The 23,343-nt window shown below is 70.5% G+C and carries 24 protein-coding genes, 2 tRNA genes and 1 riboswitch; of the genes, 12 read left to right on the top strand and 14 right to left on the bottom strand.

Going from position 1 to position 23,343, the window contains the following annotated elements:
- Both ACWCSD_RS21825 and pepN read right to left on the bottom strand, forming a co-directional pair.
- Positions 1-319 (bottom strand): protein kinase domain-containing protein (locus ACWCSD_RS21825; protein WP_449917311.1); only part of this gene is annotated, 319 nt, incomplete at its 3' end.
- Positions 320-413: 94 nt separating this feature from the next.
- Positions 414-2,978: an aminopeptidase N gene (gene pepN / locus ACWCSD_RS21820; RefSeq protein WP_397161723.1), complete on the bottom strand. Its 2,565-nt coding sequence runs from the start codon at positions 2,976-2,978 to the stop codon at positions 414-416.
- 90 nt (positions 2,979-3,068) lie between these two features.
- On the opposite strand from pepN, the gene ACWCSD_RS21815 reads away from it, so the two are divergent.
- Positions 3,069-3,689, top strand: coding sequence for a mycothiol-dependent nitroreductase Rv2466c family protein (locus ACWCSD_RS21815; protein WP_387679107.1), 621 nt, complete (start codon positions 3,069-3,071; stop codon positions 3,687-3,689).
- Positions 3,690-3,819: 130 nt separating this feature from the next.
- The gene (locus ACWCSD_RS21810; RefSeq protein ID WP_397161722.1) at positions 3,820-5,223 is read left to right on the top strand and encodes an aldehyde dehydrogenase family protein; all 1,404 of its coding nucleotides are present in this window, start codon (positions 3,820-3,822) and stop codon (positions 5,221-5,223) included.
- Positions 5,224-5,241: 18 nt separating this feature from the next.
- Here the strand turns inward: ACWCSD_RS21810 and def are convergent, their stop codons facing one another.
- A complete protein-coding gene (def, locus tag ACWCSD_RS21805) occupies positions 5,242-5,727 on the bottom strand; it encodes a peptide deformylase (protein WP_352360448.1) in 486 nt (161 codons plus the stop codon).
- Between the two features lie 90 nt (positions 5,728-5,817).
- On the opposite strand from def, the gene ACWCSD_RS21800 reads away from it, so the two are divergent.
- Entirely contained in the window at positions 5,818-6,285 is a 468-nt protein-coding gene (locus ACWCSD_RS21800) for a ribose-5-phosphate isomerase (protein ID WP_352323623.1), read from the top strand.
- On the opposite strand, the gene ACWCSD_RS21795 is transcribed toward ACWCSD_RS21800, so the two are convergent.
- Together ACWCSD_RS21795 and ACWCSD_RS21790 are read right to left on the bottom strand one after the other, a co-directional pair.
- Positions 6,282-6,428, bottom strand: a complete 147-nt coding sequence (locus ACWCSD_RS21795; RefSeq protein WP_352360444.1) for a hypothetical protein — start codon at positions 6,426-6,428, stop codon at positions 6,282-6,284. The two genes, ACWCSD_RS21800 and ACWCSD_RS21795, sit on opposite strands and share 4 nt — an antisense overlap.
- A 24-nt stretch (positions 6,429-6,452) precedes the next feature.
- The gene (locus tag ACWCSD_RS21790) at positions 6,453-7,685 is read right to left on the bottom strand and encodes a GNAT family N-acetyltransferase (protein WP_449917304.1); all 1,233 of its coding nucleotides are present in this window, start codon (positions 7,683-7,685) and stop codon (positions 6,453-6,455) included.
- Between the two features lie 118 nt (positions 7,686-7,803).
- On the opposite strand from ACWCSD_RS21790, the gene ACWCSD_RS21785 reads away from it, so the two are divergent.
- The gene (locus tag ACWCSD_RS21785) at positions 7,804-8,919 is read left to right on the top strand and encodes a PP2C family protein-serine/threonine phosphatase (RefSeq protein WP_352323620.1); all 1,116 of its coding nucleotides are present in this window, start codon (positions 7,804-7,806) and stop codon (positions 8,917-8,919) included.
- A 143-nt stretch (positions 8,920-9,062) separates the two neighbouring features.
- On the opposite strand, the gene ACWCSD_RS21780 is transcribed toward ACWCSD_RS21785, so the two are convergent.
- On the bottom strand, positions 9,063-9,659 hold the full coding sequence (locus ACWCSD_RS21780; protein ID WP_352360440.1) for a response regulator transcription factor: 597 nt from the start codon (positions 9,657-9,659) through the stop codon (positions 9,063-9,065).
- Between the two features lie 155 nt (positions 9,660-9,814).
- Between ACWCSD_RS21780 and ACWCSD_RS21775 the strand changes: the two genes are divergently transcribed.
- Positions 9,815-11,116, top strand: coding sequence for a M50 family metallopeptidase (locus tag ACWCSD_RS21775; RefSeq protein ID WP_364336208.1), 1,302 nt, complete (start codon positions 9,815-9,817; stop codon positions 11,114-11,116).
- Between the two features lie 26 nt (positions 11,117-11,142).
- On the opposite strand, the gene ACWCSD_RS21770 is transcribed toward ACWCSD_RS21775, so the two are convergent.
- On the bottom strand, positions 11,143-12,066 hold the full coding sequence (locus tag ACWCSD_RS21770; protein ID WP_449917300.1) for an amidohydrolase family protein: 924 nt from the start codon (positions 12,064-12,066) through the stop codon (positions 11,143-11,145).
- A gap of 251 nt (positions 12,067-12,317) precedes the next feature.
- On the opposite strand from ACWCSD_RS21770, the gene ACWCSD_RS21765 reads away from it, so the two are divergent.
- Positions 12,318-12,923: a sigma factor gene (locus ACWCSD_RS21765; RefSeq protein WP_449917315.1), complete on the top strand. Its 606-nt coding sequence runs from the start codon at positions 12,318-12,320 to the stop codon at positions 12,921-12,923.
- Between the two features lie 15 nt (positions 12,924-12,938).
- Here ACWCSD_RS21765 and ACWCSD_RS21760 read toward each other — a convergent pair whose 3' ends face one another.
- The 3 genes from ACWCSD_RS21760 to ACWCSD_RS21750 all read right to left on the bottom strand — a co-directional run bounded on the left by ACWCSD_RS21760 (position 12,939) and on the right by ACWCSD_RS21750 (position 15,975).
- Positions 12,939-13,916, bottom strand: a complete 978-nt coding sequence (locus tag ACWCSD_RS21760) for a coiled-coil domain-containing protein (protein ID WP_449917297.1) — start codon at positions 13,914-13,916, stop codon at positions 12,939-12,941.
- Between the two features lie 5 nt (positions 13,917-13,921).
- A riboswitch (cyclic di-AMP (ydaO/yuaA leader) is annotated at positions 13,922-14,060 on the bottom strand.
- A gap of 68 nt (positions 14,061-14,128) precedes the next feature.
- On the bottom strand, positions 14,129-15,199 hold the full coding sequence (galT, locus tag ACWCSD_RS21755; protein WP_449917294.1) for a galactose-1-phosphate uridylyltransferase: 1,071 nt from the start codon (positions 15,197-15,199) through the stop codon (positions 14,129-14,131).
- Complete coding sequence (locus tag ACWCSD_RS21750) at positions 15,196-15,975, bottom strand: DeoR/GlpR family DNA-binding transcription regulator (RefSeq protein ID WP_125636437.1); 780 nt, start codon at positions 15,973-15,975, stop codon at positions 15,196-15,198. Before ACWCSD_RS21750 ends, galT begins: the two co-directional genes overlap by 4 nt.
- Before the next feature lie 137 nt (positions 15,976-16,112).
- Here ACWCSD_RS21750 and ACWCSD_RS21745 point away from each other — a divergent pair, with 137 nt between their 5' ends.
- Positions 16,113-16,190 carry a 50S ribosomal protein bL37 gene (locus ACWCSD_RS21745; protein ID WP_387679150.1) on the top strand — a complete coding sequence of 26 codons (78 nt, stop codon included), beginning with the start codon at positions 16,113-16,115 and terminating at the stop codon, positions 16,188-16,190.
- A gap of 39 nt (positions 16,191-16,229) precedes the next feature.
- On the opposite strand, the gene ACWCSD_RS21740 is transcribed toward ACWCSD_RS21745, so the two are convergent.
- Complete coding sequence (locus tag ACWCSD_RS21740) at positions 16,230-17,540, bottom strand: TrpB-like pyridoxal phosphate-dependent enzyme (protein WP_397161716.1); 1,311 nt, start codon at positions 17,538-17,540, stop codon at positions 16,230-16,232.
- 95 nt (positions 17,541-17,635) lie between these two features.
- Between ACWCSD_RS21740 and ACWCSD_RS21735 the strand changes: the two genes are divergently transcribed.
- On the top strand, positions 17,636-18,274 hold the full coding sequence (locus ACWCSD_RS21735; RefSeq protein WP_449917291.1) for an HAD family hydrolase: 639 nt from the start codon (positions 17,636-17,638) through the stop codon (positions 18,272-18,274).
- Here the strand turns inward: ACWCSD_RS21735 and ACWCSD_RS21730 are convergent.
- Both ACWCSD_RS21730 and ACWCSD_RS21725 read right to left on the bottom strand, forming a co-directional pair.
- Positions 18,228-18,857, bottom strand: coding sequence for a uridine kinase (locus tag ACWCSD_RS21730; RefSeq protein ID WP_449917288.1), 630 nt, complete (start codon positions 18,855-18,857; stop codon positions 18,228-18,230). The genes ACWCSD_RS21735 and ACWCSD_RS21730 overlap by 47 nt on opposite strands.
- Positions 18,858-18,936: 79 nt before the next feature.
- A tRNA-Gly gene (locus tag ACWCSD_RS21725) sits at positions 18,937-19,007 on the bottom strand.
- Between the two features lie 89 nt (positions 19,008-19,096).
- Here ACWCSD_RS21725 and ACWCSD_RS21720 point away from each other — a divergent pair.
- Both ACWCSD_RS21720 and ACWCSD_RS21715 read left to right on the top strand, forming a co-directional pair.
- Positions 19,097-19,173, top strand: a tRNA-Pro gene (locus ACWCSD_RS21720).
- Positions 19,174-19,249: 76 nt separating this feature from the next.
- Positions 19,250-19,750 carry a DinB family protein gene (locus tag ACWCSD_RS21715; RefSeq protein WP_358294638.1) on the top strand — a complete coding sequence of 167 codons (501 nt, stop codon included), beginning with the start codon at positions 19,250-19,252 and terminating at the stop codon, positions 19,748-19,750.
- 16 nt (positions 19,751-19,766) lie between these two features.
- Here the strand turns inward: ACWCSD_RS21715 and ACWCSD_RS21710 are convergent, their stop codons facing one another.
- Entirely contained in the window at positions 19,767-20,258 is a 492-nt protein-coding gene (locus tag ACWCSD_RS21710; protein WP_358294636.1) for an ATP-binding protein, read from the bottom strand.
- A 232-nt stretch (positions 20,259-20,490) separates the two neighbouring features.
- Here ACWCSD_RS21710 and ACWCSD_RS21705 point away from each other — a divergent pair, with 232 nt between their 5' ends.
- A complete protein-coding gene (locus ACWCSD_RS21705; RefSeq protein ID WP_387679141.1) occupies positions 20,491-21,357 on the top strand; it encodes a helix-turn-helix domain-containing protein in 867 nt (288 codons plus the stop codon).
- Between the two features lie 166 nt (positions 21,358-21,523).
- Complete coding sequence (gene tig, locus ACWCSD_RS21700; RefSeq protein WP_352360392.1) at positions 21,524-22,909, top strand: trigger factor; 1,386 nt, start codon at positions 21,524-21,526, stop codon at positions 22,907-22,909.
- Positions 22,910-23,343: the final 434 nt, after the last annotated feature.

The raw sequence follows: 23,343 nt of genomic DNA, 5'->3' as shown, positions 1-23,343 counted from the left end.
CGTCGCAGGACCCGGTCGAGCGACTCGCCCGGACGTATTCCATCACCAGGTAGCTGACCCGGCGCCCGTCGGCCTCGTGGACGCCGTAGTCGTAGACGCCGACCACGCCGCGGTGCCTGAGCGTGGCCATGGCTCTGGCCTCGTTCTGGAAGCGCTGGGTGAAGGTGGGGTTCTCCGACAGGGCGGGCATCATCACCTTGACCGCGACGGCCCGGCCCAGCACGAGGTCGTCGGCACGCCAGACCTCGCCCATGCCGCCACCGCCGAGGCGGTCGGCCAGCATGTAGCGGTCGTTGAGCGTGGTACCGGCGCCTAGCACGTACTTGAGGCTAACACCCGGTCTCCGTGCTCAGGCCGTATTCGCCGCAGCGCGAAGCCGGGTCCCCGCCGGGTGTGGCGGGGACCCGGACGGATCAGGCCGACGCGGCGTCGGTCTCGCGGTTGCGCAGGGCGCGGCTGACGCCGTCGGCGCCCTCCAGGATCAGCCTGCGCAGGGCCTGCGGCGGCTGCTCGGCGGCCAGGAAGTCCTGGGCCGCCTTGACCGTGGCGGGCTCGATGAGCAGCGCGGGGAAGCAGTTCATGGCGAACGTCGAGGCCTTCTCGAACGTCCACTCGCGGTAGACGCGTCCGACCTCGGCGAAGTACTTCTCCCGGTACGGCTCCAGCAGCTCGGCGTGGTGGGCGTCCTGGAAGCCGGCGATGGTGTTGCGGGCGATGTGGTTGGCCAGGTCGCCGCCCACGATCCGGTCCCAGGCCGCCGCCTTGGCCTCGGCCGTCGGGATCGCGGCCCGGCACAGCGCGGCCGACCGCTCACCCGTCGCCGTAGGGTCGCGCTCCAGCTCGGCGGCGATGTCGGGCTCGCCCAGGCGGCCGCCGGAGACCAGCGCGGCCACCAGCGTCCAGCGCAGGTCGGCGTCGACGGTCAGGCCCTCGGGCACGCCGGTGCCGTCGAGGATGGCCTGCAGCAGGTCGAGGTCGGCGCCGGCGACCGCCACCGGGGCGAACGCCTGGAGGAAGGCGAGCTGGTGGTCGGAGCCGGGCGCGGCCGAGCCGAGCAGCGAGCGCAGCTCGGCGGCCAGCAGCGCCTCGCCCTCGGCCCGCCAGGCCGGGGCGGCGTACTGCTGGACGGCCTGGCGCGCCTGGCGCAGCACCGCCTGCAGGACCGTGATGTCGGAGACCGTGCCCGCGCCGGAGATGACCAGCCTGACGTAGTCGCGGGTGGACATCTCGCCGTCGCGGGTCATGTCCCAGGCCGCCGACCAGCACAGGGCGCGCGGCAGCGACTCGGTGAAGGCCGCGATGCCGCCCTCGACGAGCGTGCGCAGGGAACGCTCGTCCAGCCTGATCTTGGCGTAGGTCAGGTCGTCGTCGTTGAGCAGCACCAGGTCGGGCTGCTCGGCGCCGACCAGCTCGGCCACGCTGGTACGGGCGCCCACCACGTCGAGCTCGACCCGCTTGGTGCGGGTGAGCACGCCGTCGGCCAGCGAGTACAGGCCGATGGCGATGCGGTGCGAGCGCAGCGTCGGGTAGTCGGCCGGGGCCTCCTGGAGCACCTCGAAGGAGGTGAAGCGGCCGTCGGACACCTCGAAGGAGGGCCGCAGCGTGTTGACCCACGCGGTCTCCAGCCACTCCTTCGACCACGACGACAGGTCGCGGCCCGAGGTGCGCTCAAGGGCGGCGAGCAGGTCCTTCAGCTCGGTGTTGCCCCAGGCGTGCTCGGCGAAGTAGTCGCGCACGCCGGCCAGGAAGTTGTCCAGGCCGACGTAGGCGACGAGCTGCTTGAGCACCGAGGCGCCCTTGGCGTACGTGATGCCGTCGAAGTTGACCTCGACCGCCTGCATGTCGGGGATGTCGGCGGCGATCGGGTGGGTGGAGGGAAGCTGGTCCTGGCGGTAGGCCCAGGACTTCTCCACGTTGGCGAACGTGGTCCAGGCGCCGTTGCCCCAGCGGGTGGCCTCGGCCTGGGCCAGCACGGACACGTACGTGGCGAAGGACTCGTTCAGCCACAGGTCGTCCCACCAGCGCATGGTGACCAGGTCGCCGAACCACATGTGGGCCATCTCGTGCAGGATCGTCTCGGCGCGCCGCTCGACGACCGCGTCGGTCACGCGGGAGCGGAAGACGTAGTCCTCCAGGAACGTCACGCAACCGGCGTTCTCCATCGCCCCGGCGTTGAACTCGGGCACGAAGAGCTGGTCGTACTTGGTGAAGGGGTAGCGGACGCCGAACACCCGGTGGAAGAAGTCGAAGCCCTGCCTGGTGACCTCGAAGAGGTTGTCGGCGTCGAGGTGCTCGCCGAGCGAGGCGCGGCAGTAGAGCCCGAGGGGGATGCCGTCGTGCTCGGAGGTGACCTTGTGGTACGGCCCGGCCACCAGCGCGGTGATGTACGTCGAGATCACCGGCGTCGGCTCGAACTCCCAGCGCCTGGCCGCCTGGACGCCGCCGTGGCGCCCCGACTGGCCTTCGAGGTCCTCGACCTTGGCCGCGGCGCCGTTGGAGACGACCTCCCAGTCGGCGGGGGCCAGCACGGTGAGCTGGAAGACGGCCTTGAGGTCGGGCTGGTCGAAGCAGGCGTACATGCGGTGGGCGTCGGCCGTCTCGAACTGGCTGTGCAGGTAGACCTTCTGGTCGACCGGGTCCACGAAGCGGTGGAGACCCTCGCCCGTGCGCATGTAGCTGCAGTCGGCGTCGACCAGCAGCTCGTTGGACTCCGCCAGCGAGGGGAGCGGGAAGCGGCCCTTTTCGGCGTCGTAGGAGGAGACGTCGAGGTCGGCGCCGTTGAGGGTGACCTTGCGCACGTTGGCGCCGTGCAGGTCGATGAAGGTGGAGGCGCCCGGGCTGGTGCTGGTGAAGCGCACCGTCGTGACGCTCTCGAAGCGCTCGTCCCCCTCCGTCAGGTCGAGTGCGACCTCGTACGACTCGACCTTCAACAGCCGGGCGCGCTCGCGAGCCTCGTCCCGGGTCAGGTTGCCTGCCAAGTTGCGCTCCTTTTCACCACTTCGTTGTAGTTTGTCGGTATCCTGCCACGCCGGGAATAGGACCTCGACACCCTCAGGTTATGGCCCCACGTGACTGAGAAGATTCCCGTGGACCTGTGGTTCGATCCTTTCTGCCCTTTTGCCTGGGCGACGTCACGATGGCTTCTCGAAGTGGAGAAGGTACGCGCCATCGAGCCGCGCTGGCACGTCATGAGCCTCAACGTCCTCAACGAGGGCAAGGACGTGCCCGACTCCTACCGTGAGGCCATCGTCAGGGCCATCGAACCCGTCCGCGTGGTGGCCGCCGCGCGGGCCGCGCACGGCGACGAGGTCGTCGGCCCGCTCTACACCGAGCTCGGCACGCGCCTGCACAACGAGCGCGGGATGAAGGACCTCAGCCGCCTCGGCGAGCTGATCGAGGACTCCCTGGAGGCGATCGGCCTCAGCCGCGACCTCGCCGCCGCCGCCCACTCCACCGAATGGGACGACGCCGTACGCGCCTCCCACCAGGAGGGCATCACGCTGGTCGGCCAGGACGTCGGCACCCCGGTCATCCGCGTCGGCGCCAACGCCTTCTTCGGCCCCGTGATCACGTCCATCCCGAAGGGCGAGGACGCGGGCAGGCTGTGGGACGGCGTGCTTCTCGTCACCGAGTTCGAGGACTTCTTCGAGCTCAAGCGCACTCGTACCAGACAGCCCACCTTCGACTAGATATGTCGCCACCGCCGGGGTAAGACTCATATCCCGGCGGTAGGTTCTCGGGCGCGCGGAGGATGAGGAATCCCCCTCTGCTCGATCCGTGGTCTCGCCAGCCCCACGACGTGCACGCGAGGATGGCCCCATGCGCCAGCTGTATATCGGCGGTTCCTGGAACGCCTCTACGTCAGACGAGTCCATCGAGGTCGCCAACCCGGCCACGGAGGAGATCATCGACCGGGTGCCCGCGGGCACCCCCGACGACGTCGAGGCGGCGGTGACGGCGGCGCGGGAGGCGTTCCCCGCCTGGTCCGACACCTCGGCGGCCCAGCGCGGGAAGCTCCTCGGCCACGCGGCCGAGCTGCTCAAACAGCGCGCCGAGAGCGTCGCGGCGACGATCGCCACCGACATGGGCGCGCCCCTCGGCTTCGCGCTCAAGGTGCAGACGCTGATGCCCGCCGCCGTCCTGTCCTCCTACGCGCAGCTGGCCGAGAGCTACCCGCGCGAGTCCCGCATCGGCAACTCGCTGCTGGTCAAGGAGCCGGTCGGGGTCGTCGCGGCGATCACGCCCTGGAACTACCCGCTGCACCAGATCATCTGCAAGGTCGGCCCCGCACTGGCCGCCGGCTGCACGGTGGTGCTCAAGCCCAGCGAGGTGGCGCCGCTGGCGGCGTACGCGCTGGCCGAGATCCTCGACGAGGTGGGCCTGCCGCCCGGGGTGTTCAACCTGGTCAGCGGGCGCGGCCCGGTCGTCGGCGAGGCGATGGCCGCCCATCCCGACGTGGACATGGTCTCCTTCACCGGCTCCACCGTGGCCGGCCGCCGGGTCGCCGCGCTCGCCGCCGAGACCGTCAAGCGGGTGGCGCTGGAGCTCGGCGGCAAGTCGGCCAACATCATCCTGCCCGACGCCGACCTGGCCACGGCCGTCAAGGTCGGCGTGGCCAACTGCTTCATCAACGCCGGCCAGACCTGCTCGGCCTGGACCCGCATGATCGTCCACCGCGACCAGTACGACGACGCCGTCCGCCTGGCCGTCGAGGCGACCCGCAAGTACACCGTCGGCGATCCCTTCGACGAGGCCACCAGGGTCGGGCCCCTGGTGTCGGCGGCCCAGCGCGACCGGGTGGTCCGCTACATCAACCGGGGCCAGGAGGAGGGCGCCAGGCTCGTCGCCGGCGGCACCGAGCGCCCGCGCGAGCGCGGCTTCTACGTCGAGCCCACGGTCTTCGCCGCGGTCGAGCCGGGCATGACGATCGAGCAGGAGGAGATCTTCGGGCCCGTGCTGGCGCTGATCCCGTACACGAGCGAGGGCCAGGCCGTGGAGATCGCCAACGCCACCAGGTACGGCCTGGCCGGCGCGGTCTGGTCGGGCAGCCAGGAGCGCGCGGTCGCCGTCGCCCGCAGGCTGCGCACCGGCCAGGTCGTCGTCAACGGCGGCCAGTTCAACCCGCTGGCCCCCTTCGGCGGCTACAAGCAGTCGGGCGTGGGCCGCGAGATGGGCGAGTTCGGCCTGGAGGAGTACCTGGAGATCAAGTCGCTGCAGCTGTAGACCCCGGCCCGCCGCGGCCTACGCGCGCAGCATGATCCTGCGGGCCTCGTCCTTCGGCAGGCGGTCGACGTACAGCCTGCCGTCGAGGTGCTCGGTCTCGTGCTGGAAGCAGCGCGCCAGCGAGCCGCGGGCCTTGATGCGCACGGGCCGCTGGAGCCGGTCGACGCCCTCGACGGTGACGCCCGCGGCCCGCGCGACGGGGGCGTAGATCGGCGTGCGGGTGCGGCGGTCGGGCACCGACAGGCAGCCCTCCTCGTCGGAGACCTCCTCGGCGTCGTCGACGGTCAGCACGGGGTTGGCGACATGGCCCTTGCGCCCGGCGATGTCGTAGACGAACAGCCGCCGCGACACGCCGATCTGCGGACCGGCCAGGCCCACGCCGTTGACCGCGTACATCGCCTGGAACATCTCCTCGATCAGGCGGCGCAGCTCGCGGTCGAAGTCGGTGACGGGCTCGGCGGGCGTGCGCAGCACCGGATCGCCGATGACGCGGATCTCACGCATGCGTCTCCACTTTCGTAAGGACTGGGGAACGGTAGGGGTCCTTACTCTAGCCAGCGAGTGGGATCGGCGGGGCTGTGGAAGACTGGACGGGTGCGTGTCTACATCGGTGCCGACCATGCCGGCTATGAGCTCAAGAACCACCTCGTGTCCTGGCTCAAGGACCACGGCCACGAGGTGACCGACTGCGGTCCCTTCGTCTACGACGCCGAGGACGACTATCCGGCGTTCGTCCTGCGCGCCGCCGAGGGCGTCGGCGGCGACCCCGGCAGCCTGGGGGTGGTGATCGGCGGCTCGGGCAACGGCGAGCAGATCGCGGCCAACAAGGTGCGCGGCATCCGCGCGGCCCTGGCCTGGAGCGAGGAGACCGCCTCGCTGGCCCGCGAGCACAACAACGCGAACGTCGTCAGCATCGGCGCGCGCATGCACACGACCGAGGAGGCGACCAGGTTCGTCGAGGTCTTCCTGACCACCTCCTTCTCCGGCAGCGAGCGCCACAGCAGGCGCATCGCGCAGCTGACCACCTACGAGACGATCGGCCAGCTGCCCTCGCTGCCCTAGGTCTTGCGCCTGGCCTCGCGCCGGGGCGTCTCGTCGCGCAGGGGCCGCCGGTCGGCGGCCTCCTGCTGCTCCTTCGACGGCCTGGACACGTCGCGGGCCCGCATGGCGATGGTCGCGGTGATCTGCAGACTTTGCAGGGCCATGCTCAAGAGCCTACGTCGTGCGTCTCAGAACACCAGCCCGGCCAGCGGCTTGGGGCTCCACGCCATGGCCGCGGCCAGCGCCCGCACCGCGCCCGGCGTGTGCTCGCGCAGCAGGCCCGCGTCGAGCTGCGCGCCGAGCAGGCCGTCGCCCATGTACGCCGAGCCGAGCGCGGACACCGGCACTGTCAGGTGCGGCTCGTCGTCCACCGGCTTGCACTCCGCGCCGGTGGTGTCGGCGGTGAGCCGCCGGCGGCCGGCGTTCCACGGGCACACGTCGTCCTCGATCTCGATCACCAGGTCCACGGGGGCCGCGTAGGCGCGGGCGGTCAGGGCCCGGTCGACGTCCACCAGGCGTACCCACAGCTCGTCGGACCAGGTCGCGCGCAGCTGGCGGGAGTCGGCGAGCAGCGCGATCAGGGCGTCGTCCACCGGCCGGGCGTACGCCTCCAGCCTGGTGATCAGGTCACGGTCCAGCATGTCGCGCCACAGCAGGGCGTAGGCCGCCGGATCGGTCGCCTCCAGCTCGAACACCCGCAGCTCGCCGCTGGGCACGCCGTTGGCGTCCCATGCCGACTTGGTGCGGAACAGCGCGTAACCGCGCACCTCCTGGTGGTCCTCGGCGAGCACCGCGCGCAGCGAGCCCCAGCCGCCCCTGTCATGCTCCTCGTCGGCCAGGAAGGCGTCCCAGACGTGCCGGGTGCGCTCGTACCGGCCCGGACGCCGGGTCACGACCGCGGCGAACACCTTCTCGAAATCGGCCCTGGCCTCGGTGGGGGAGACCACCCTGAGCCGGAGCGCCGGGTCGGTGGGGGCGTCCCGCACGAAGGCCGAGCGGTGCTTGTCAATCTTGTACGACAGTTCGCTGGCCGCCCGTCCGTACCCGAACCTGCCGTAGATCAGCGACTCGGAGGCGTAGAGGGCGGCCACCGACTCGCCGCGGTCGCGGATGTCGGACAGCTGCCGGCGCATCAGCGCGGACAGCACGCCGCGGCGGCGGTGCGAGGGAAGCACGCTGACCGCGGTCACCCCGCCCACGGGGATCTGGCGTCCGCCGGGGACGGTCATCGTGAGGCTGAAGACGGACGTGACGCCCGCCATGGTGGTGCCGTCGAAGGCGACCAGGGTGCGGTCGAACTCCGTGGCGGCCTTGTACCGCTCGTCCTGGGTGGGATGCGGCGTCCAGCCGAACCCCTCTGCGAGCACGCCGGCGAAGCCCGGCCACTCGGATTCGTCAATGGGACGGATCGGATAGGTCATCCGTCCACGGTAGGAGCGGGCAAAGGGGGACGGCCACCCAATATCCGTGCTTAATGATCAAGGCCTTGGTCAAGTGGGCTGCCCAAACAGGGGTCAGACCGATACAGTCACACGCATCATGAGTTCCCGTCCGGCGCCGTTGATTCCGCCACGGGTCCGTGCGGTCCTGGTGCGGGTGCCGTTCCTGGTGTCCGCCGTCCGGTTCGTCCGGAGAGGGCCGCTGGCCCGTGACCGCAACCTGCTCATCACATTGACCGTGCTCTCGCTCGTCATCGGGCTGCTGGCGGCGAAGGTGTCCACCGAGTGGTTCTCGCCGTCGCTGCTCATCCTGGTCACCCTGATCGGCGGGCTGCAGCTGCGGCTGCGCAGCCTGGTCAAGCTGCTGGTGGCGGTGGGCGTCGCGCTGACCTACGTCGCGGCCACGCTCGGGGTGGCGCGGGTGGGGCTGGGGCTCACGGTGACGATCGTGTTCACCACCGTGCTCGCCGTGCTCATGGCCCGTACCCGGGGCAAGCTCGGCGTGCAGGGGCTGCGTGGCGACGCGATGCTGCTGGAGCTGCGCGACCGGCTCAGGAGCCAGGGCGAGCTGCCCCCGCTGCCGAAGGACTGGGGCGGCAAGGTGGTGCTCAAGCAGGCCGGGGGCTCGTCGTTCGGCGGCGACTTCCTGGTCTCCATGCGCGACGGCGACTCCGTGGAGATCGCCCTGGTCGACGTCTCCGGCAAGGGCGTCGACGCCGGCACCCGCGCGCTGCTGCTGTCGGGCACCTTCGGCGGGCTGCTCGGCTCGGTCGACGACTTCCTGCCCGCGTGCAACGCCTACCTCCACCGCCAGCGCGGCGACGAGGGCTTCGTGACGGCCGTGCACGTACGCCTCGACCTCGCCACCGGCGACTACACGATCACCTCGGCCGGCCATCCGCCGGTGGTGAAGCTCGACTCGGGCACCGGCAACTGGCAGGTCGCCTCGGCCAAGGGCGTGGTGCTCGGAGTGGTGCCCGACCTCCACTGCGAGCCCGACAGCGGCACCCTGCGCAAGGGCGACGCGCTGCTGCTCTACACCGACGGCCTGATCGAGCAGCCGGGGCGCGACATCGACGCCGGCCTCGACCGGCTGCTCGGCGAGGCCGAACGGCTGCTGCCCTCCGGCTTCCGCGACGGCGCCAGGGCGCTGGTCAACGCGATGTCCTCGGGCCACAACGACGACTGCGCGCTGGTGTTGATCTGGCGTCCGTAGTGACGTTTCACATGGGTCAGGTCGTGATGGCGGTCACTGGCAACGGGTTCGGCGGGCTGAGATCATTCGACTGTTCGGGTCCCGGCGGAGCGGCGCGGCTCCACCGGGCCCGTCATCTCGTCCGGTCCCCGCACAACGAGCCGCTACAACCAGCCGCTGTCGCTGGCGATGCGCACGGCGTCCAGCCGGTTGCGGGCGCCCGTCTTGCACATGATCCGCGACAGATGGTTGCGCACGGTGCCGACCGACAGGAACAACTGGTCGGCGATCTCGGTCGATCTCGCCCCGCCCGCCGCGATGCGCAGCACGTCGAGCTCGCGCCGGGTGAGCGGGTTGGCGGCCGACTGCAGGGCCGCCACCGCCAGCTCCGCCTCCACCGCTCGCCCGCCCGCGGCGACCTGGCGCACCCCTTCGGCCAGCCGCTCGGGCGCCACCCGCAGGCTCATGAACCCCAGCACGCTGCCGTTGAACGCCCTGCGCACCTGGCCGGGGCTCGGCCGGGCGGAGAGGATCAGCACGGAGCAGCGGGGGACCTGCTCGGTCAGCTGCGTGGCGACCGGCAGGCCCGGCAGGTCGAGATCGACGATCGCGACGTCGGGCGCGCTCGACCGCGCGGCCGGCAGCACACCGTCGGGGCTGCCCGTCTCGGCGACCACCCGCAGGTCGGGCTCGGCTTCGAGCGTGGCCTGCAGACCGCGTCGCACCAAGGGCAGGTGTTCGGCGATGAGTATGCGGATCAAGACGTCCCCCTCCATCGTCTCCCAGGGTGATCGGCTGATCGCTCACTGTCAATGCGGTCCGTTGATTCACCAAAGTGCGGGCAAGCCCGAGGGATGTGCTGAGTTCGACTAGTCTGGGAACGTCGAGACCGTCTGTCTGCCTGGAGCGCGCGTAGATGAACTGGCTCTTTGTCGCCGGGATCCTTCTGTTCCTGGTGGGGTTGATGGTCTCCGTCGGCCTGCACGAGGTGGGCCATCTCGTGCCGGCCAAGATCTTCGGCGTCCGGGTCACCCAGTACATGGTCGGCTTCGGCTCGACGGCCTGGTCCATCCGCAGGGGCGAGACCGAGTACGGCATCAAGTGGCTGCCGCTCGGGGGCTACATCCGCATGATCGGCATGCTGCCGCCGCGTCCCGGCGACGCCCCCGGCAGGCTGCGCAGCGCGTCGACCGGGCCGTGGCAGGGCCTGATCGAGACCGCCCGCGAGGCCGCCATGGAGGAGGTGCGGCCCGGCGACGAGGACCGCGTCTTCTACCGCAAGAAGTGGTGGCAGAAGATCATCATCATGTCGGGCGGCCCGGCGATGAACTTCGTGCTCGCCTTCATCTTCTTCAGCATTCTGCTGGTCGGCATCGGCCTGCCCAAGACCGCCCCGATCGTGTCGCCCGACACCAACACGTGCGTGATCCCCACCACCGAGGTGCGCAAGACGTGCGCGCCCACCGACGAGCGCACCCCGGCCGCCAAGGCGGGCGTCAAGGTCGGCGACCACATCGTCTCCCTCGACGGCCAGAAGATCGCGACCTGGCAGGACGCCACCCGCCTGATCCGCGGCCACGGCGCCGGCCCCGTCAAGCTGGGCATCGTCCGCGACGGCAGGCCGATGACGCTCGACGTCACCCTCATCGCCCGCGACATGGCGAACCCGACCGACGAGACCAAGATCGACAAGGGCGTCGGGTTCCTCGGCGTCGTGCCCTCCCAGGTCTTCGAGCAGCAGAGCATCGGGCAGGTGCCGGGCTACATGAGCGACCTGACCGGCCGCGTCGTGGGCTCGATGGTCAACCTGCCGGCGAAGATGGTCGGCGTCTGGAACGCCGCCTTCTCCGGCGACAAGCGCGACCCCGAGGGCCCGGTCGGCGTGGTGGGCGCGGGCCGGCTCGGCGGCGAGATCCTGGCCTCCGACATGTCCAACAAGAGCAAGCTGTTCACCTTCGTCAGCCTGCTGGCCGGGTTCAACCTGGCGATCGGCCTGTTCAACCTGATCCCGCTGCTGCCCCTCGACGGCGGCCACATCGCGGGCGGCCTGTGGGAGGGGATCAAGCGCGGCTACGCCAAGATCCTGCGCCGCCCCGAGCCCCGCTACGTCGACATCGCCAAGGTGCTGCCGCTCACGTACGCGATGGCGTTCGTGCTGATCATCATGGCCGGTCTGCTGGTCTACGCCGACCTGGTCAACCCCCTCACGCTCGGCTGACCCGGCCGGCGCGTCACGGGCCGGGGCTACCGCGCCTGGCGCACCCCGCGACGCCAGACCTCGGCGATGTCGCCGACGGCGGTGACGTCGCGGGTGGCGTCGCCCTCGACCAGCACCAGATCCGCGCGCAGACCAGGGGCGATCCGGCCGCGGTCGGCGGTCTCGACGTGCTGAGCCGTGATCGCCTCGAAGTAGGCCAGCGTGGTCACCACGAAGACCCCCTGGTCGCGCACCCGTCCGGCCAGGCGCGGCGAGGCCGGGTCGTCCGGCGTCAGGTCGGTCCACACGTGAGCCAGGCCGTCGACGCCGGCGTCGAGCGCGATCCCCACCTCGGCGGCGGTGATCGCGTGCGCGATGACCAGGAGGCCCGCCTCGTGCGCCGCGGCGGCCAGGGCGGCGGCGACCTCCGCCGTCGTGACGGGGAGGTCGGCCCCGTGCACGGCGCCGTCGTCAATGACGATCTTGAGGTAGTCGGCCCCCTCGGCCAGCCTGGCCCGGACGAACGCCGGCGCCTGCGCCGGGTCGGAGACGAAGTCGATCGCCGTGACGTCGAGCCCGTCCAGGACGGTGCCCGCCAGGGCCGTCAGCAACTGGGTCGGGTGCCCGCCCGGAGCGGTGGCCAGCGTGCCGGCGCTGCGCAGGTCTGCCACGTCGTCGTTCTCGGCGGCCAGCCGCCGCTGCCGGGCGAGGATCCGCGGCAGGCAGAACATGTCGAGCTCGGTGGTGACCCCATACCGCAGGGCCTGGGCCAGGCTGCCGTCGAACACGTGGGTGTGCGCGTCGATCAGGCCGGGCAGCAGCGTCCTGCCCGTGCCGTCCACCTCGGCGTCGGCCAGGTGGCCCGCGTCGCTGCCGACAGCGGCGATCAGGCCGTCCTCGATCACCACGTCGGCCGTCGCGATGGTCTGCTCGCCGTCGAACACCCTGACGTCGCGGATCAATGTGCGCATCGAAGCTCTCCCTTGTGAGTCGTGACGCCACCACAGAGGGGCAACCGGCCGGGAACTGTGACATGAGTGGCATAGATCACGCTTGATGTCTTCATGTCACAATCGCCACGCGTCGGGACTCTTCGGTTGCGACAGACGAGGAGGCACGCCATGACACCGACCCCGCGGCACCCCGCCGACCCCGCGGCACCCCGCCGACCCCGCGGCACCCCGCCGACGCCGCCACCGAGCAGTTCCTCGGCTACCGGGAACTGCTGTTCTCCGTGGTCTACAACATGCTCGGCAGCGTCGCCGACACCGAGGACGTGCTGCAGGAGGCATGGCTGGCCTGGTCCGCCCGGCACCGCAGGCCGGACGCCGGAGCGGTGGAGAACGTCCGGGCCTACCTGGTGCGGATCGCGGTGAACCAGGCGCTCGCCCGGCGGGCGGACCTGAGCCGCCGCCAGGAGACCTACGTCGGCCCCTGGCTGCCGGAACCGCTGGTCACGGCCCCGGACGCCGAGGTGACCGAGCGGTTCGCCGCGGCCGCCCTCGGCGGCGACCTGCGGGCCCTGCTGGAGGTGCTGGCGCCGGAGGTGACCTTGTGGACCGACGGCGGCGGCAAGGGACCGGCCACCAGCCTGCACCCGGTCCACGGCCGGGACCAGGTGGCGGCGCTGTTCATGTCCGTCGCCGCGACGCTGACCCCGGGCGCGGTGGACCTGCGCTACCGGCGGGTGGCCGGCGACCCGTGCGCGCTCGTCTTCTCCGGTGACGGGCCGCTGGCCGTGGTCGTCGTCGATCTCACGCCCGAGGGCGACCGAATCGCCGCCGTCTACTCCGTCACCAACCCCGACAAGCTCACCGGCATCCGCTGAGCCGCCGGTCCGTGGCTAGTTCATCGAGATGTGCACGTGGTCGTAGTGGTTCTCGGTGATGCTGCCGCGGTCGGACATCGAGCGCCAGCCCGAGCCCTGGTTGATGCGCTGCTTCCAGATCACGTACTTGACGCCCAGCTTGGCCTTGTTCTTCAGCGCCCAGTCGGCCAGCCGGTCGCCGAGGGCGTTGTTGACGGCGCTCGGCATGGTGCCGCCCGTGCTCATCATGAAGTCGCAGGCCCGGCCGAGCGGGTGCTCGCCGCTGGAGCCGGACCGGAAGCAGCCCACCTCGTACGGCAGCGAGAAGTTCTTCTGCACCTGCGCGCGCATCAGCCGGGTGCGCGGCGTGATGTTGTCCGAGCCGCCCGGCAGCTCGGGCGCCCAGCTCCCGTCGGACTTCTTGCCCGGCCCGAACGGCACCAGGTCCTGGAGCTTCTTCTTGATGTCGTCGATGACGTCCTGGGCGTCGTCGCGCTGCTCGGCCACCTCCGCCGTGCCCGCCTTCAGCTCCGTCGCGAGCGCGGCGGCGGCCGTGGCGGCCTTCTTCTGGTCGTCGCGGGCCTTGGCCACGCTGTCCACGACCGCCTGCTGCTCGGCGGTGAGCTGTTCGAGCACGGCCGCGCCGCCGCCGTCCGGGGTCATCATGAACGCCGGCAGGGAGGTGTCGCCGTTCTGGTAGCGCAGCCGGGCGATCTCGGCGACCCGCTGCTCGGCCGTGGCCAGCGCCTGCTCGGCGGCGGTGAGCCGCTGCTGGGCCGCGGTGGCGGCCTGCTGGGCCTTGGCCAGCTCGACCCGCTTGAGGTTGTACGTCTCGATGAGCTTGTCGACCTTGCGGTTGAGCTCCTTGAGCTGGGCCCGCAGCTGCGCCTCGGACGGCTTGGGCGCGGCCGCCACGGCGGCTGCCCCGGAGACCGAGGCGGCGGCCGGATGCACGAGCAGGGCGGTGGCGGTGATGAGACCGACGGCAAGACTCGCGGGGGACGAAGCCGCCACGTGGTTGTTCCTCTCCCTCTGCCGGCCGGGTTAGCTGACGGGTTCGGGCACGGGAGCAGTCCCTACCACTGGCGCGGATTCACCCCGGATGCGATGGGTCCCCGGCTCCCGGGCAACACGCCCGGGATTAGGCGTACAACGACCGTTATGGCCGATGTCTAACGGGATATTAGTGGTAGATCACGAGTCATGCGACTTTAATGAGAAACCAATTAGTGATCAATTCGTGATCGCAACATGCGTGCCGCCTCCTCCGGCAGCACGTCGTTGACGAAGGCCCCCATGGCCGACTCCGAGCCCGCCAGGTACTTCAGCTTCCCGGGCGCCCGCCTGATGCTGAACAGCTCCAGGTGCAGGTAGGCCAGCTCGCGGCCGTACCGCACCGGCGCCTGGTGCCAGGCCGAGATGTACGGCATCGCGACCCCGAACAGCGCGTCGAGCGCCCGCAGCACCGAGGTGTACAGCGGCGCGAACGTGGCCCGCTCCTCCTCCGACAGCGCCGCCAGGTCGGGCACCTGCCGGTGCGGATACACGTGCACCTCGAACGGCCAGCGCGCGGCGGCCGGCACGAACGCCGTCCAGAGCTCGTTGGCGGCCACCACCCGCGTGCCGGCGGCCTGCTCGGCGGCCAGCACGTCGGCGAACAGGTTGCCGCCCGTGTGCCGCGAGGCGGCCCCCAGCTGGAGCTTGGTGCGCGGGGTCACGTAGGGATAGGCGTAGATCTGCCCGTGCGGGTGGGGGAGCGTGATGCCGATCTCCTCGCCCCGGTTCTCGAAGCAGAACACCTGCTCGACGCCCTCGATGCCGGACAGCTCGGCGGTGCGGTCGGCCCACGCCTCCATGACCAGCCTGACCTGGGCGTTGGAGAGCCTGGAGAAGGAGGAGGAGTGGTCGGAGGTGAAGCACACCACCTCACAACGCCCGACACCCGGCCGCACCTCACTCAGGCCGCCGACATCCCCGTAAGTCCCAAAATTCCCGGAGAAAGAGGGGAAGCGGTTCTCGAACACCACCACGTCATAGTCATGGGCCGGGATCTCCGACGCCCGCGTGGCGGACGACGGGCACAACGGGCACTCGTCGGCCGGCGGCAGGAACGTCCGCGTCTGCCGGTGGCCGGCGATCGCGATCCACTCCTCGGTCAGCGGGTCGTAGCGCAGCTCGGAGGCCACCGGCCGCGGATCGAGCGGCCGCCGGTCGATCGCGCTCCGGTCGGCGTCGTCGCGCCGGTCGAAGTAGATCAGCTCTCGGCCGTCTGCCAGGTGGGTGATGGTGCGCTTCAAGGCGTGCCCTCCGCGATGATCAGTTCTCCGGCCCGTTCGGCCAGCTCGGTGCGTGCTTCCTCGGGCAGCCCCGCGTCGCTGATGACCACGTCGGCCTCGGTCAGCTCGGCGATCGTGCTGATGCCGACCGTGTTCCACTTGGTGTGGTCGGCGGGGACCACCAGGCGGTGCGCCGCGGCCACCAGCTCCCTGTCGGTCTCGGACTCCAGCAGGTTGGGCGTGGTGAACCCGGCGCGCAGGCTCATGCCGTGCACCCCGAGGAAGAGCGTGTCCACGTGCAGGCGGCGGATGGCCGCCACCGCCACGGGGCCGACGAGCGCGTCGGAGGGCGTGCGCACGCCGCCGGTCAGCACGACCGTGCGGTCGGCGCGCGGGTTGCGGTGGAAGACCTCGGCGACGGGGATCGAGTTGGTGATCACGGTCAGCTCGGGCACCGCGACGAGGTGGTGGGCCAGTGCCCACGTGGTGGTGCCGGCGGAGAGGGCCACGGCGGTTCCCGGCCGTACGAGGGTGGCCGCGTGCCGCGCGATGGCCTCCTTCTCCTGCTGCTGGCGGGCGGACTTGGCGGTGAAGCCGGGCTCCTCGGTCGAGCCGGGGCCGAGGGCCGTCGCGCCGCCGTGGACCTTCTCCAGCAGCCCGCGCTCGGCCAGCACCTCAAGGTCGCGGCGTATCGTCATGTCGGAGACGCCGAGCTCGCGCACGAGGTCGGCCACCCGGACGCCGCCGCTGCTGCGTACGCGTTCGAGGATCGTCTGCTGACGCTGCTGTGCGAGCACGCCCACCCCTTCCAACAGATTCCACCAAATTATGACACGAGTTTGTTGAGGAATGTTAGGTCACGGCGTATCGCTTGTGCGGCCCGCGGGCAGGGGAGACCTTGAAGGTCACGATCCCGACCGCTGGAGGTGAGCCCATGGCGAAGCGTGCACGCAAGGGCAGGGGGCGCAAGAAGAAGAAGGCGAACCACAGGAAGCGCCCGAACGCGAACTGAACACGGGTGGCCGCGGGTCTCGCGGCCACCCGTGTCATCTCAGCCGGGCAACTCGGTGAGCGCCTGGTCGAGACGCTCCTGCGGAAGCGAGTAGTCCTCCAGTTCGCCGGCCAGGTGGCGGTCGTAGGCGGCCAGGTCGAAGTGGCCGTGCCCGCACAGCGCGGTGAGGATCACCTTCTCCTCGCCGCTCTCCTTGCAGCGCAGGGCCTCGGCGATGGTCTCGGCCAGCGCGTGCGTGGGCTCGGGGGCCGGGACGATGCCCTCGGTCCGCGCGAAGCGCACACCCGCCTCGAAGCACTCGCTTTGGGTACGGGTCACCGCCTCGAACAGCCCCAGCTCGTACATGTGGGACAGCAGCGGCGCCATGCCGTGATAGCGCAGCCCGCCGGCGTGGATCGGGTCGGGGACGAAGGAGTGCCCGAGGGTGTGCATCTTCAGCAGCGGCGTCAGCCCGGCGGTGTCGCCGAAGTCGTAGGCGTACACGCCCCGGGTGAACGACGGGCAGGCGGCCGGCTCGACCGCCCTGAATCGGGTGCCGATGCGTCCGGCCAGCTTCTCCCGCAGGAAGGGGAAGGCGAGACCGGCGAAGTTGGAGCCGCCGCCGGTGCAGCCGATGACCAGGTCCGGCAGCTCGGGCAGCTGCGCCAGGGCCTCCTCGCCGATCACCGTCTGGTGCATGAGGACGTGGTTGAGCACCGAGCCGAGCGCGTACCGGGCCTCGGGGTTCGCGGCGGCCACCTCGACCGCCTCGCTGATCGCCAGCCCCAGGCTGCCGGGGGAGGCGGGGTCGTCGGCCAGCGCCTTGCTGCCCGCGCCGGTGAGGGGGGAGGGGCTGGGGTGGACGGTGGCGCCGTACACGCGCATGAGCGAGCGCCGGTACGGCTTCTGGTCGTAGGACGCCCGAACCATCCAGATCCGGCATTCGACGTCGAACTGGGCGCAGGCGAACGCCAGGGCCGACCCCCACTGTCCCGCGCCGGTCTCCGTGGTCAGCAGCCGCACGCCCTCCTTGGCGTTGTAGTACGCCTGCGGCACGGCGGTGTTCGCCTTGTGCGACCCGGCCGGTGAGACGCCCTCGTACTTGTAGTAGATGCGGGCCGGCGTGTCGAGGGCCTTCTCCAGCCGGTGCGCCCTGATCAGCGGCGTGGGCCGCCACAGCCGGTAGACGTCGATGACCTCCTTGGGGATGGGCACGTAGCGGTCGCCGCTGACCTCCTGCGCGATGAGCTCCATGGGGAACAGCGGCGCGAGGTCGTCCGGCCCGACGGGACGGCGGGTGCCGGGATGCAGCGGCGGCGGAGGCGGCACGGGAAGATCGGGAACGATGTTGTACCAGTTGCCAGGGATCACCGTTTCAGTTTGAGCCGCCCCTGTGGGTCGTCAAGGGTCTGGACACGGACACGTTCCTTCTTTACCTTGGTTGAATGAGTTCACAGGAGGAGCATATGAAAATCGATGCGGTCGTGTTCGACATCGGCGGGGTGCTGGAGCTGACGCCGTCCCTGGGCGTGACGGCCAGGTGGGAGGAGAAGCTCGGCCTGCCCGCCGGGCACATCGACGCCCAGCTGGAGCCGACCTGGCTGGCCGGGGCGGTCGGCGAGATGACGGAGGAGCAGGCCGGCGCCGAGGTGGCCAAGGTGCTCGGCGCGCACGCCGGGGCGTTCATGGCCGACGTCTGGACGGAGTACCTCGGCACGCCCAACACCGAGCTCATGGCGTACCTGGGCGCCCTGCGTCCGCGCTACCGCACGGGCCTGGTGAGCAACAGCTTCGTCGGCGCCAGGGAACGCGAGCAGGCCGCGTACGGCTACGCCGGCCTGGTGGACCACATCGTCTACTCGCACGAGGCGGGAGTGCGCAAACCGGATCCGCGCATCTACCTGGCGGCCTGCGACGCCCTCGGCGCCGACCCCGCCGCCACGGTGTTCCTCGACGACCACGAGCCGTACGTCGAGGGCGCCCGCGCGGCCGGCCTGCACGCCGTGCGCTTCACCTCGAACGCCCAGGCGATCGCCGAGCTGGACGCGCTGCTCGGGCTCAGCCGTCCGTCAGCACCGCCGGCCGGTCCGGATGGTCGGCCCTGACCACCACGTCGGCGGCCCGCTGCGGGCGCGCCTCGCGTTCGTACCGCTCGTAGGCCGGCAGCCGCCACCGCTCGTCCTGCGGCGTGCGCCGCGCCAGCGCCCCCGCCGACAGCCACACGTGCACGCTCACCTCGAACGGCAGCCCCCGCCCCAGCAGCAGCGTGCCGTCCACGAGCACCACCCCGCCCGGCGCCAGCTCCCGGTACGGCAGCCGGTACGCGCGATCGATCCCGCTGTCCCACAACGCCGGCAGCACCCGCCCCGAGCCGCCCGGCTCCAAGGGTTCGAGCACCTCGCGCAGCAGGCCCTTGACGTCGAGCCAGTCCTCGTAGAAGACGTCGGGATCGGTCCGGCCGTGCTCCAGCCGGAGCGAGGCCGGCCGCAGGAAGTCGCCCGCCGACACCCGCAGCACAGGCCGGCCGCGCAACCGCAGCGGCGCGACCAGCTCGTCGGCCAGCGCTCCGGGCCCCGCCGGGGGCGCCCCGTCGACCGCCATCCGCACCCAGGCGTCCTTGGGCCGCGCGGCGACGAGCTCGGCCAGCTCCTCGACGAGCGCCTCCCGGGAGATCGGACGTGCACGCATCGACGCCAGCCTACGCCCCCGAAGATCACAAAAGGCCAGGCCCCCCGAACCGGGGATGACCTGGCCTTTCGCCTGCGAGAGCGGACGACGGGAATCGAACCCGCGTAGCTAGTTTGGAAGACTAGGGCTCTACCATTGAGCTACGTCCGCGCGAACCGGTCGAACTCTGGTCTAGACTTCATCCGGTCGTCAGGGCGTAAGCGTACCGGAGTCACGGACCGCATGCGCACCCGGCGAGGCGGGGCGTGGCGCAGCTTGGCAGCGCGCTTGCTTTGGGAGCAAGAAGTCGCAGGTTCAAATCCTGTCGCCCCGACCAGGTCATCGGCCCCCTCCGACGCGGAGGGGGCTTCTTGGTTCACGGACCCGGACGAAGCGCCCATTAAGGTCGAGGCGTGACAGACAATCGTGTGCCCCCACCCCTCACCGGCGACGAACGGACCGTGCTCGGCAACTGGCTCGAATGGCATCGCGGCACGCTGGCCGTCAAATGCGCCGGCCTGACCGACGAGCAGCTCAGGCTCCGCTCCGCCGAGCCGTCCGCCATGTCGCTGCTCGGCCTGGTCCGGCACCTGGCGCACGTGGAGCGCGTCTGGTTCCGCCGCGTGCTGAACGGCGAGGACATCCCCCGCCTGTGGAACAAGGACGTCGACAACGACGCCGACTTCAACGACGTGGACGACGCCTCGGTGGAGGAGGCGTTCGCCACCTGGCAGGACGAGATCGAGCGCGCCCGCGCCATCTCGGCCGCCAAGCCCCTCGACGCCGTGGGCGACCGGAACGGCCAGGACTGCACCCACCGCTGGATCCTCGTCCACATGATCGAGGAGTACGCGCGCCACAACGGCCACGCCGACCTGCTGCGCGAGCGCATCGACGGCGCCACCGGCGAGTAGCGGCCAGGGCGAGGGCTCAGCCCTCTTCGGAGCCCTCTTCGGCGCGGAACAACGCCCACACGGCCTTGCCGCCGCGGTCGAGCGGGTCCCAGCCCCAGCACTGGCTGTAGGTCTCGACGATGTAGAGGCCGCGCCCGTTCTCGGAGATGAAGTCCGGCTCCTTGCGGCGCGGCACCTCGTCGCTCGGGTCCGCCACCGCCAGCAGCACGTGCGGCGACACGCGCATCAGCAAGAGCTCGATCTCCCGCCGGCCGGCCGCGTACATCGCGTACCGCACGGCGTTCGTCACCAGCTCGGACACCACGAGCGCGGCGTCGTCGCTCAGCTCGTGCAGGCCCCATCCCCGCAGCGTGGAGCGGGTCACGTCCCTGGCGGTCTTCACCGAGTCGGCCTGGAAGGGCAGCGGGCACGCGGTCGTGTTCGGCTTCCCGCCCTTGAGCAGGTGGTCGAACCCCACCTCACGGGTGATCTGCAGGCAATCGGCAGTGGCCAGAGGATCCTCCACCATGCCGCCGATACCTCCCCGTAGCCCTCGGTTTAGTGCATGTTTGGCCCACAATGCACTAAGCCATCATGGGTCACGAACGCGGCGGCTGCAAGACCCAAATGCACGTGCAGCTGCAATGTGCAACAGCATGCGCCTTTTGGGGCAAATCTCTCCTAATCGGACACGAGGTTGAGACCTTGTCATACCCGGCAATGTGGTGTCACTGTGTGTGCGGACCTTGATAGGAGGCAAAGTGACGCAGAACCAGCCGGGTTCCGGGCCGACGGCGCTGCGCATCCTCCTGGGCTCCCAGCTGCGAAAGCTCAGGGAGGCGAAGAACGTCACCCGCGAGGAGGCGGGGCACCTCATCAGGGGCTCCGAATCCAAGATCAGCCGCATGGAGCTGGGCCGGGTGGGGTTCAAGGAACGTGACGTCTCCGACCTGCTCACCCTGTACGGCGTCGTGGACCCGCAGGCGCGAGCCGCCGTCCTCGACCTGGTGGCCACCGCGAACGAACCCGGCTGGTGGCACCGGTTCAACGACGTCCTGCCCACGTGGTTCCAGGCGTACGTCGGCCTTGAGGAGGCCGCCGCCCGGATCAGGACCTACGAGGTCCAGTTCGTGCCGGGACTGCTGCAGACCAAGGAGTACGCCCGGGCGGTCGTCACCGCCGGAGCGGCGGGCATCGCGGCGGAGGAGATCGCCAGGAGGGTCGACCTCAGGCTCGAACGCCAGCGCATCTTCGACCGGCCGGACGGTCCGATCTTCTGGGCCGTGATCGACGAGGCGGCGCTGCGCCGGCCCATCGGCGGCGTGGAGGTCATGCGCGCCCAGCTCGAACACCTCATCGACCTCATGCGGCAGCCCAGCATCACCATCCAGATCATGCCGTTCAGCTTCGGCGGCCACAGCGCCGAGGGCGGCGCCTTCAGCATCCTGCGCTTCCCCGACCGCGACCTGCCCGACGTCGTCTACGTCGAGCAACTGGCCAGCGCCCTGTACCTGGACAAGCGTGAGGACGTGGACCGATACACGGAGGTCATGGAGCGGCTGTGCGCCGTGAGCACCACTCCTGATGAGACGATCGATCTGCTGCGGACGATCGCCGAGGAGTTCTGACGGCGACGGCGTCGTTGTTCGGTACGCATCTGCCCTAGACTGGCCATCGGCGTTGGATCCCGCCGTGGCGGAGCATGCCCAACGCCGCTCATGTGGGCGCGGCGCGTGAGCCGTACCGAATGGACGCGCCCGCGATCACTCGTAGCTTGATCAAGGAGACCATTCCGTGAAGACCGCTGTCGAGGAGCTCAGCCCGACCCGGGTCAAGCTCACCGTCGAGGTGCCGTTCGAAGAGCTGCGCCCGAGCATGGATGCGGCGTACAAGAAGGTCGCGCAGCAGGTGCGCGTCCCCGGGTTCCGGCCTGGCAAGGTTCCGGCCCGCATCATCGAGCAGCGCTTCGGCCGGGCGGTAGTGCTGGAGGAGACCCTCAACGACGCGGTGCCCAAGCTCTACGGCCAGGCCGTCGACGAGGTCGACGTGTTCCCGGTGAGCCAGCCCGACATCGAGGTCACGAAGATCGACGACGGTGAGCAGATCGAGTTCACCGCCGAGGTCGACATCCGGCCCAACTTCGAGGTGCCCGACTACCAGGGCGCCGAGATCACCGTCGACTCCGCCGAGGTCTCCGACGAAGACGTCGACGCCCAGCTCGACTCGCTGCGCCAGCGCTTCGCGACGCTGACCGGCGTCGAGCGCGCGGCCGCCAACGGCGACTTCGTGGTGATGGACCTGCGCGCCGAGATCAACGGCGAGAACATCGAGGAGCAGCAGGCCAGCGAGGTCTCCTACGAGGTCGGCGCCGGCTCGGTGCTCCAGGGCCTCGACGACGCCCTCGTGGGCATGTCCGCGGGCGAGGAGAAGAGCTTCAAGACCGAGCTCGTCGGCGGCGAGAACGCCGGCGAGGAGGCCGACGTGATCATCAACGTCAAGTCGGTCAAGGAGAAGGTCCTGCCCGAGCTCGACGACGAGTTCGCCCAGCTCGCCAGCGAGTTCGACACGCTCGACGAGCTCAAGGCCAGCATCCGCGAGCAGGCCCGCCGCAACAAGCTCATCGACCAGGTCGTCCAGGCCCGCGAGAAGGCCCTCGACGCCCTGCTCGAGAAGATCGACATCCCGCTGCCCGAGAGCGCGCTCAAGGCCGAGGTCGACGCCCGCAAGCACAACCTCGACCACCAGATCGCCGAGAGCGGCCTCAGCCGCGACGCCTTCTTCCGTCTGTACCAGACGACGGAGGAGGAGCGTTTCGCCGAGTTCGACAGCAACTCCGCCAAGGCGCTCAAGGTCGGCTTCGTGCTCGACAAGATCGTCAAGGCCGAGGAGCTGGGCGTCAACGAGCAGGAGCTGACCAACTTCGTGGTGCGCCGCGCCATGGAGATGGGCGTCCAGCCCAACGAGCTGGCCAAGCACCTGGCCGACAACGACCAGCTCACGCTGGCCATGGTCGAGATCGTCCGCGACAAGGCCAAGTCCGTGCTGGGCGACGCCGCCAAGGTCGTCGACAGCGAGGGCAACGAGGTCGACCTCAAGGCCATCTACGCCGAGATCAACGGCGCCCCGGTCGAGGAGGAGGCCGACGAGGCCGCCGAGTCCGAGGAGAAGGCCGAAGCCTGACCTTCCCCGAAGCCCCCGAACCCCATGGGTTCGGGGGCTTCGTGTTGTCCGGCCGCGGCGGCGCGCCTCGCGCGTCCGCGAGCACGGCCGCGCCTCGCGCGTCCGCGAGCACGGCCGCGCCTCGCGCGTCCGCGAGCACGGCCGAGTGCGTGTACGCGCCCACAAGGCACCTGACGATCCCGCGGGGCGCGAACGGCCCCTCAGGCGCGCGGCCCGCCCTTCGACGGCTCGACAGCCCCTCACCGCCACCGCCCGCGCGACCGCCTCCCCGCCGCCGGACGGCATCCACCGGTACGCAGCCCCACAAGCTCCACGAGCCCCACCAGCACGGCACCATCCCTGCCGAAACGCCCACAGAGCCGGACCATGAGCTGGACGTGGAGGAACGGCGTAGGCTGACAGAAGACCGGCCACCCAGACCTGCGCCGTCAGCG

This window comes from Nonomuraea sp. NPDC001684, assembly GCF_053596515.1.
This window is presented reverse-complemented; position numbering and strand designations above follow the sequence as displayed.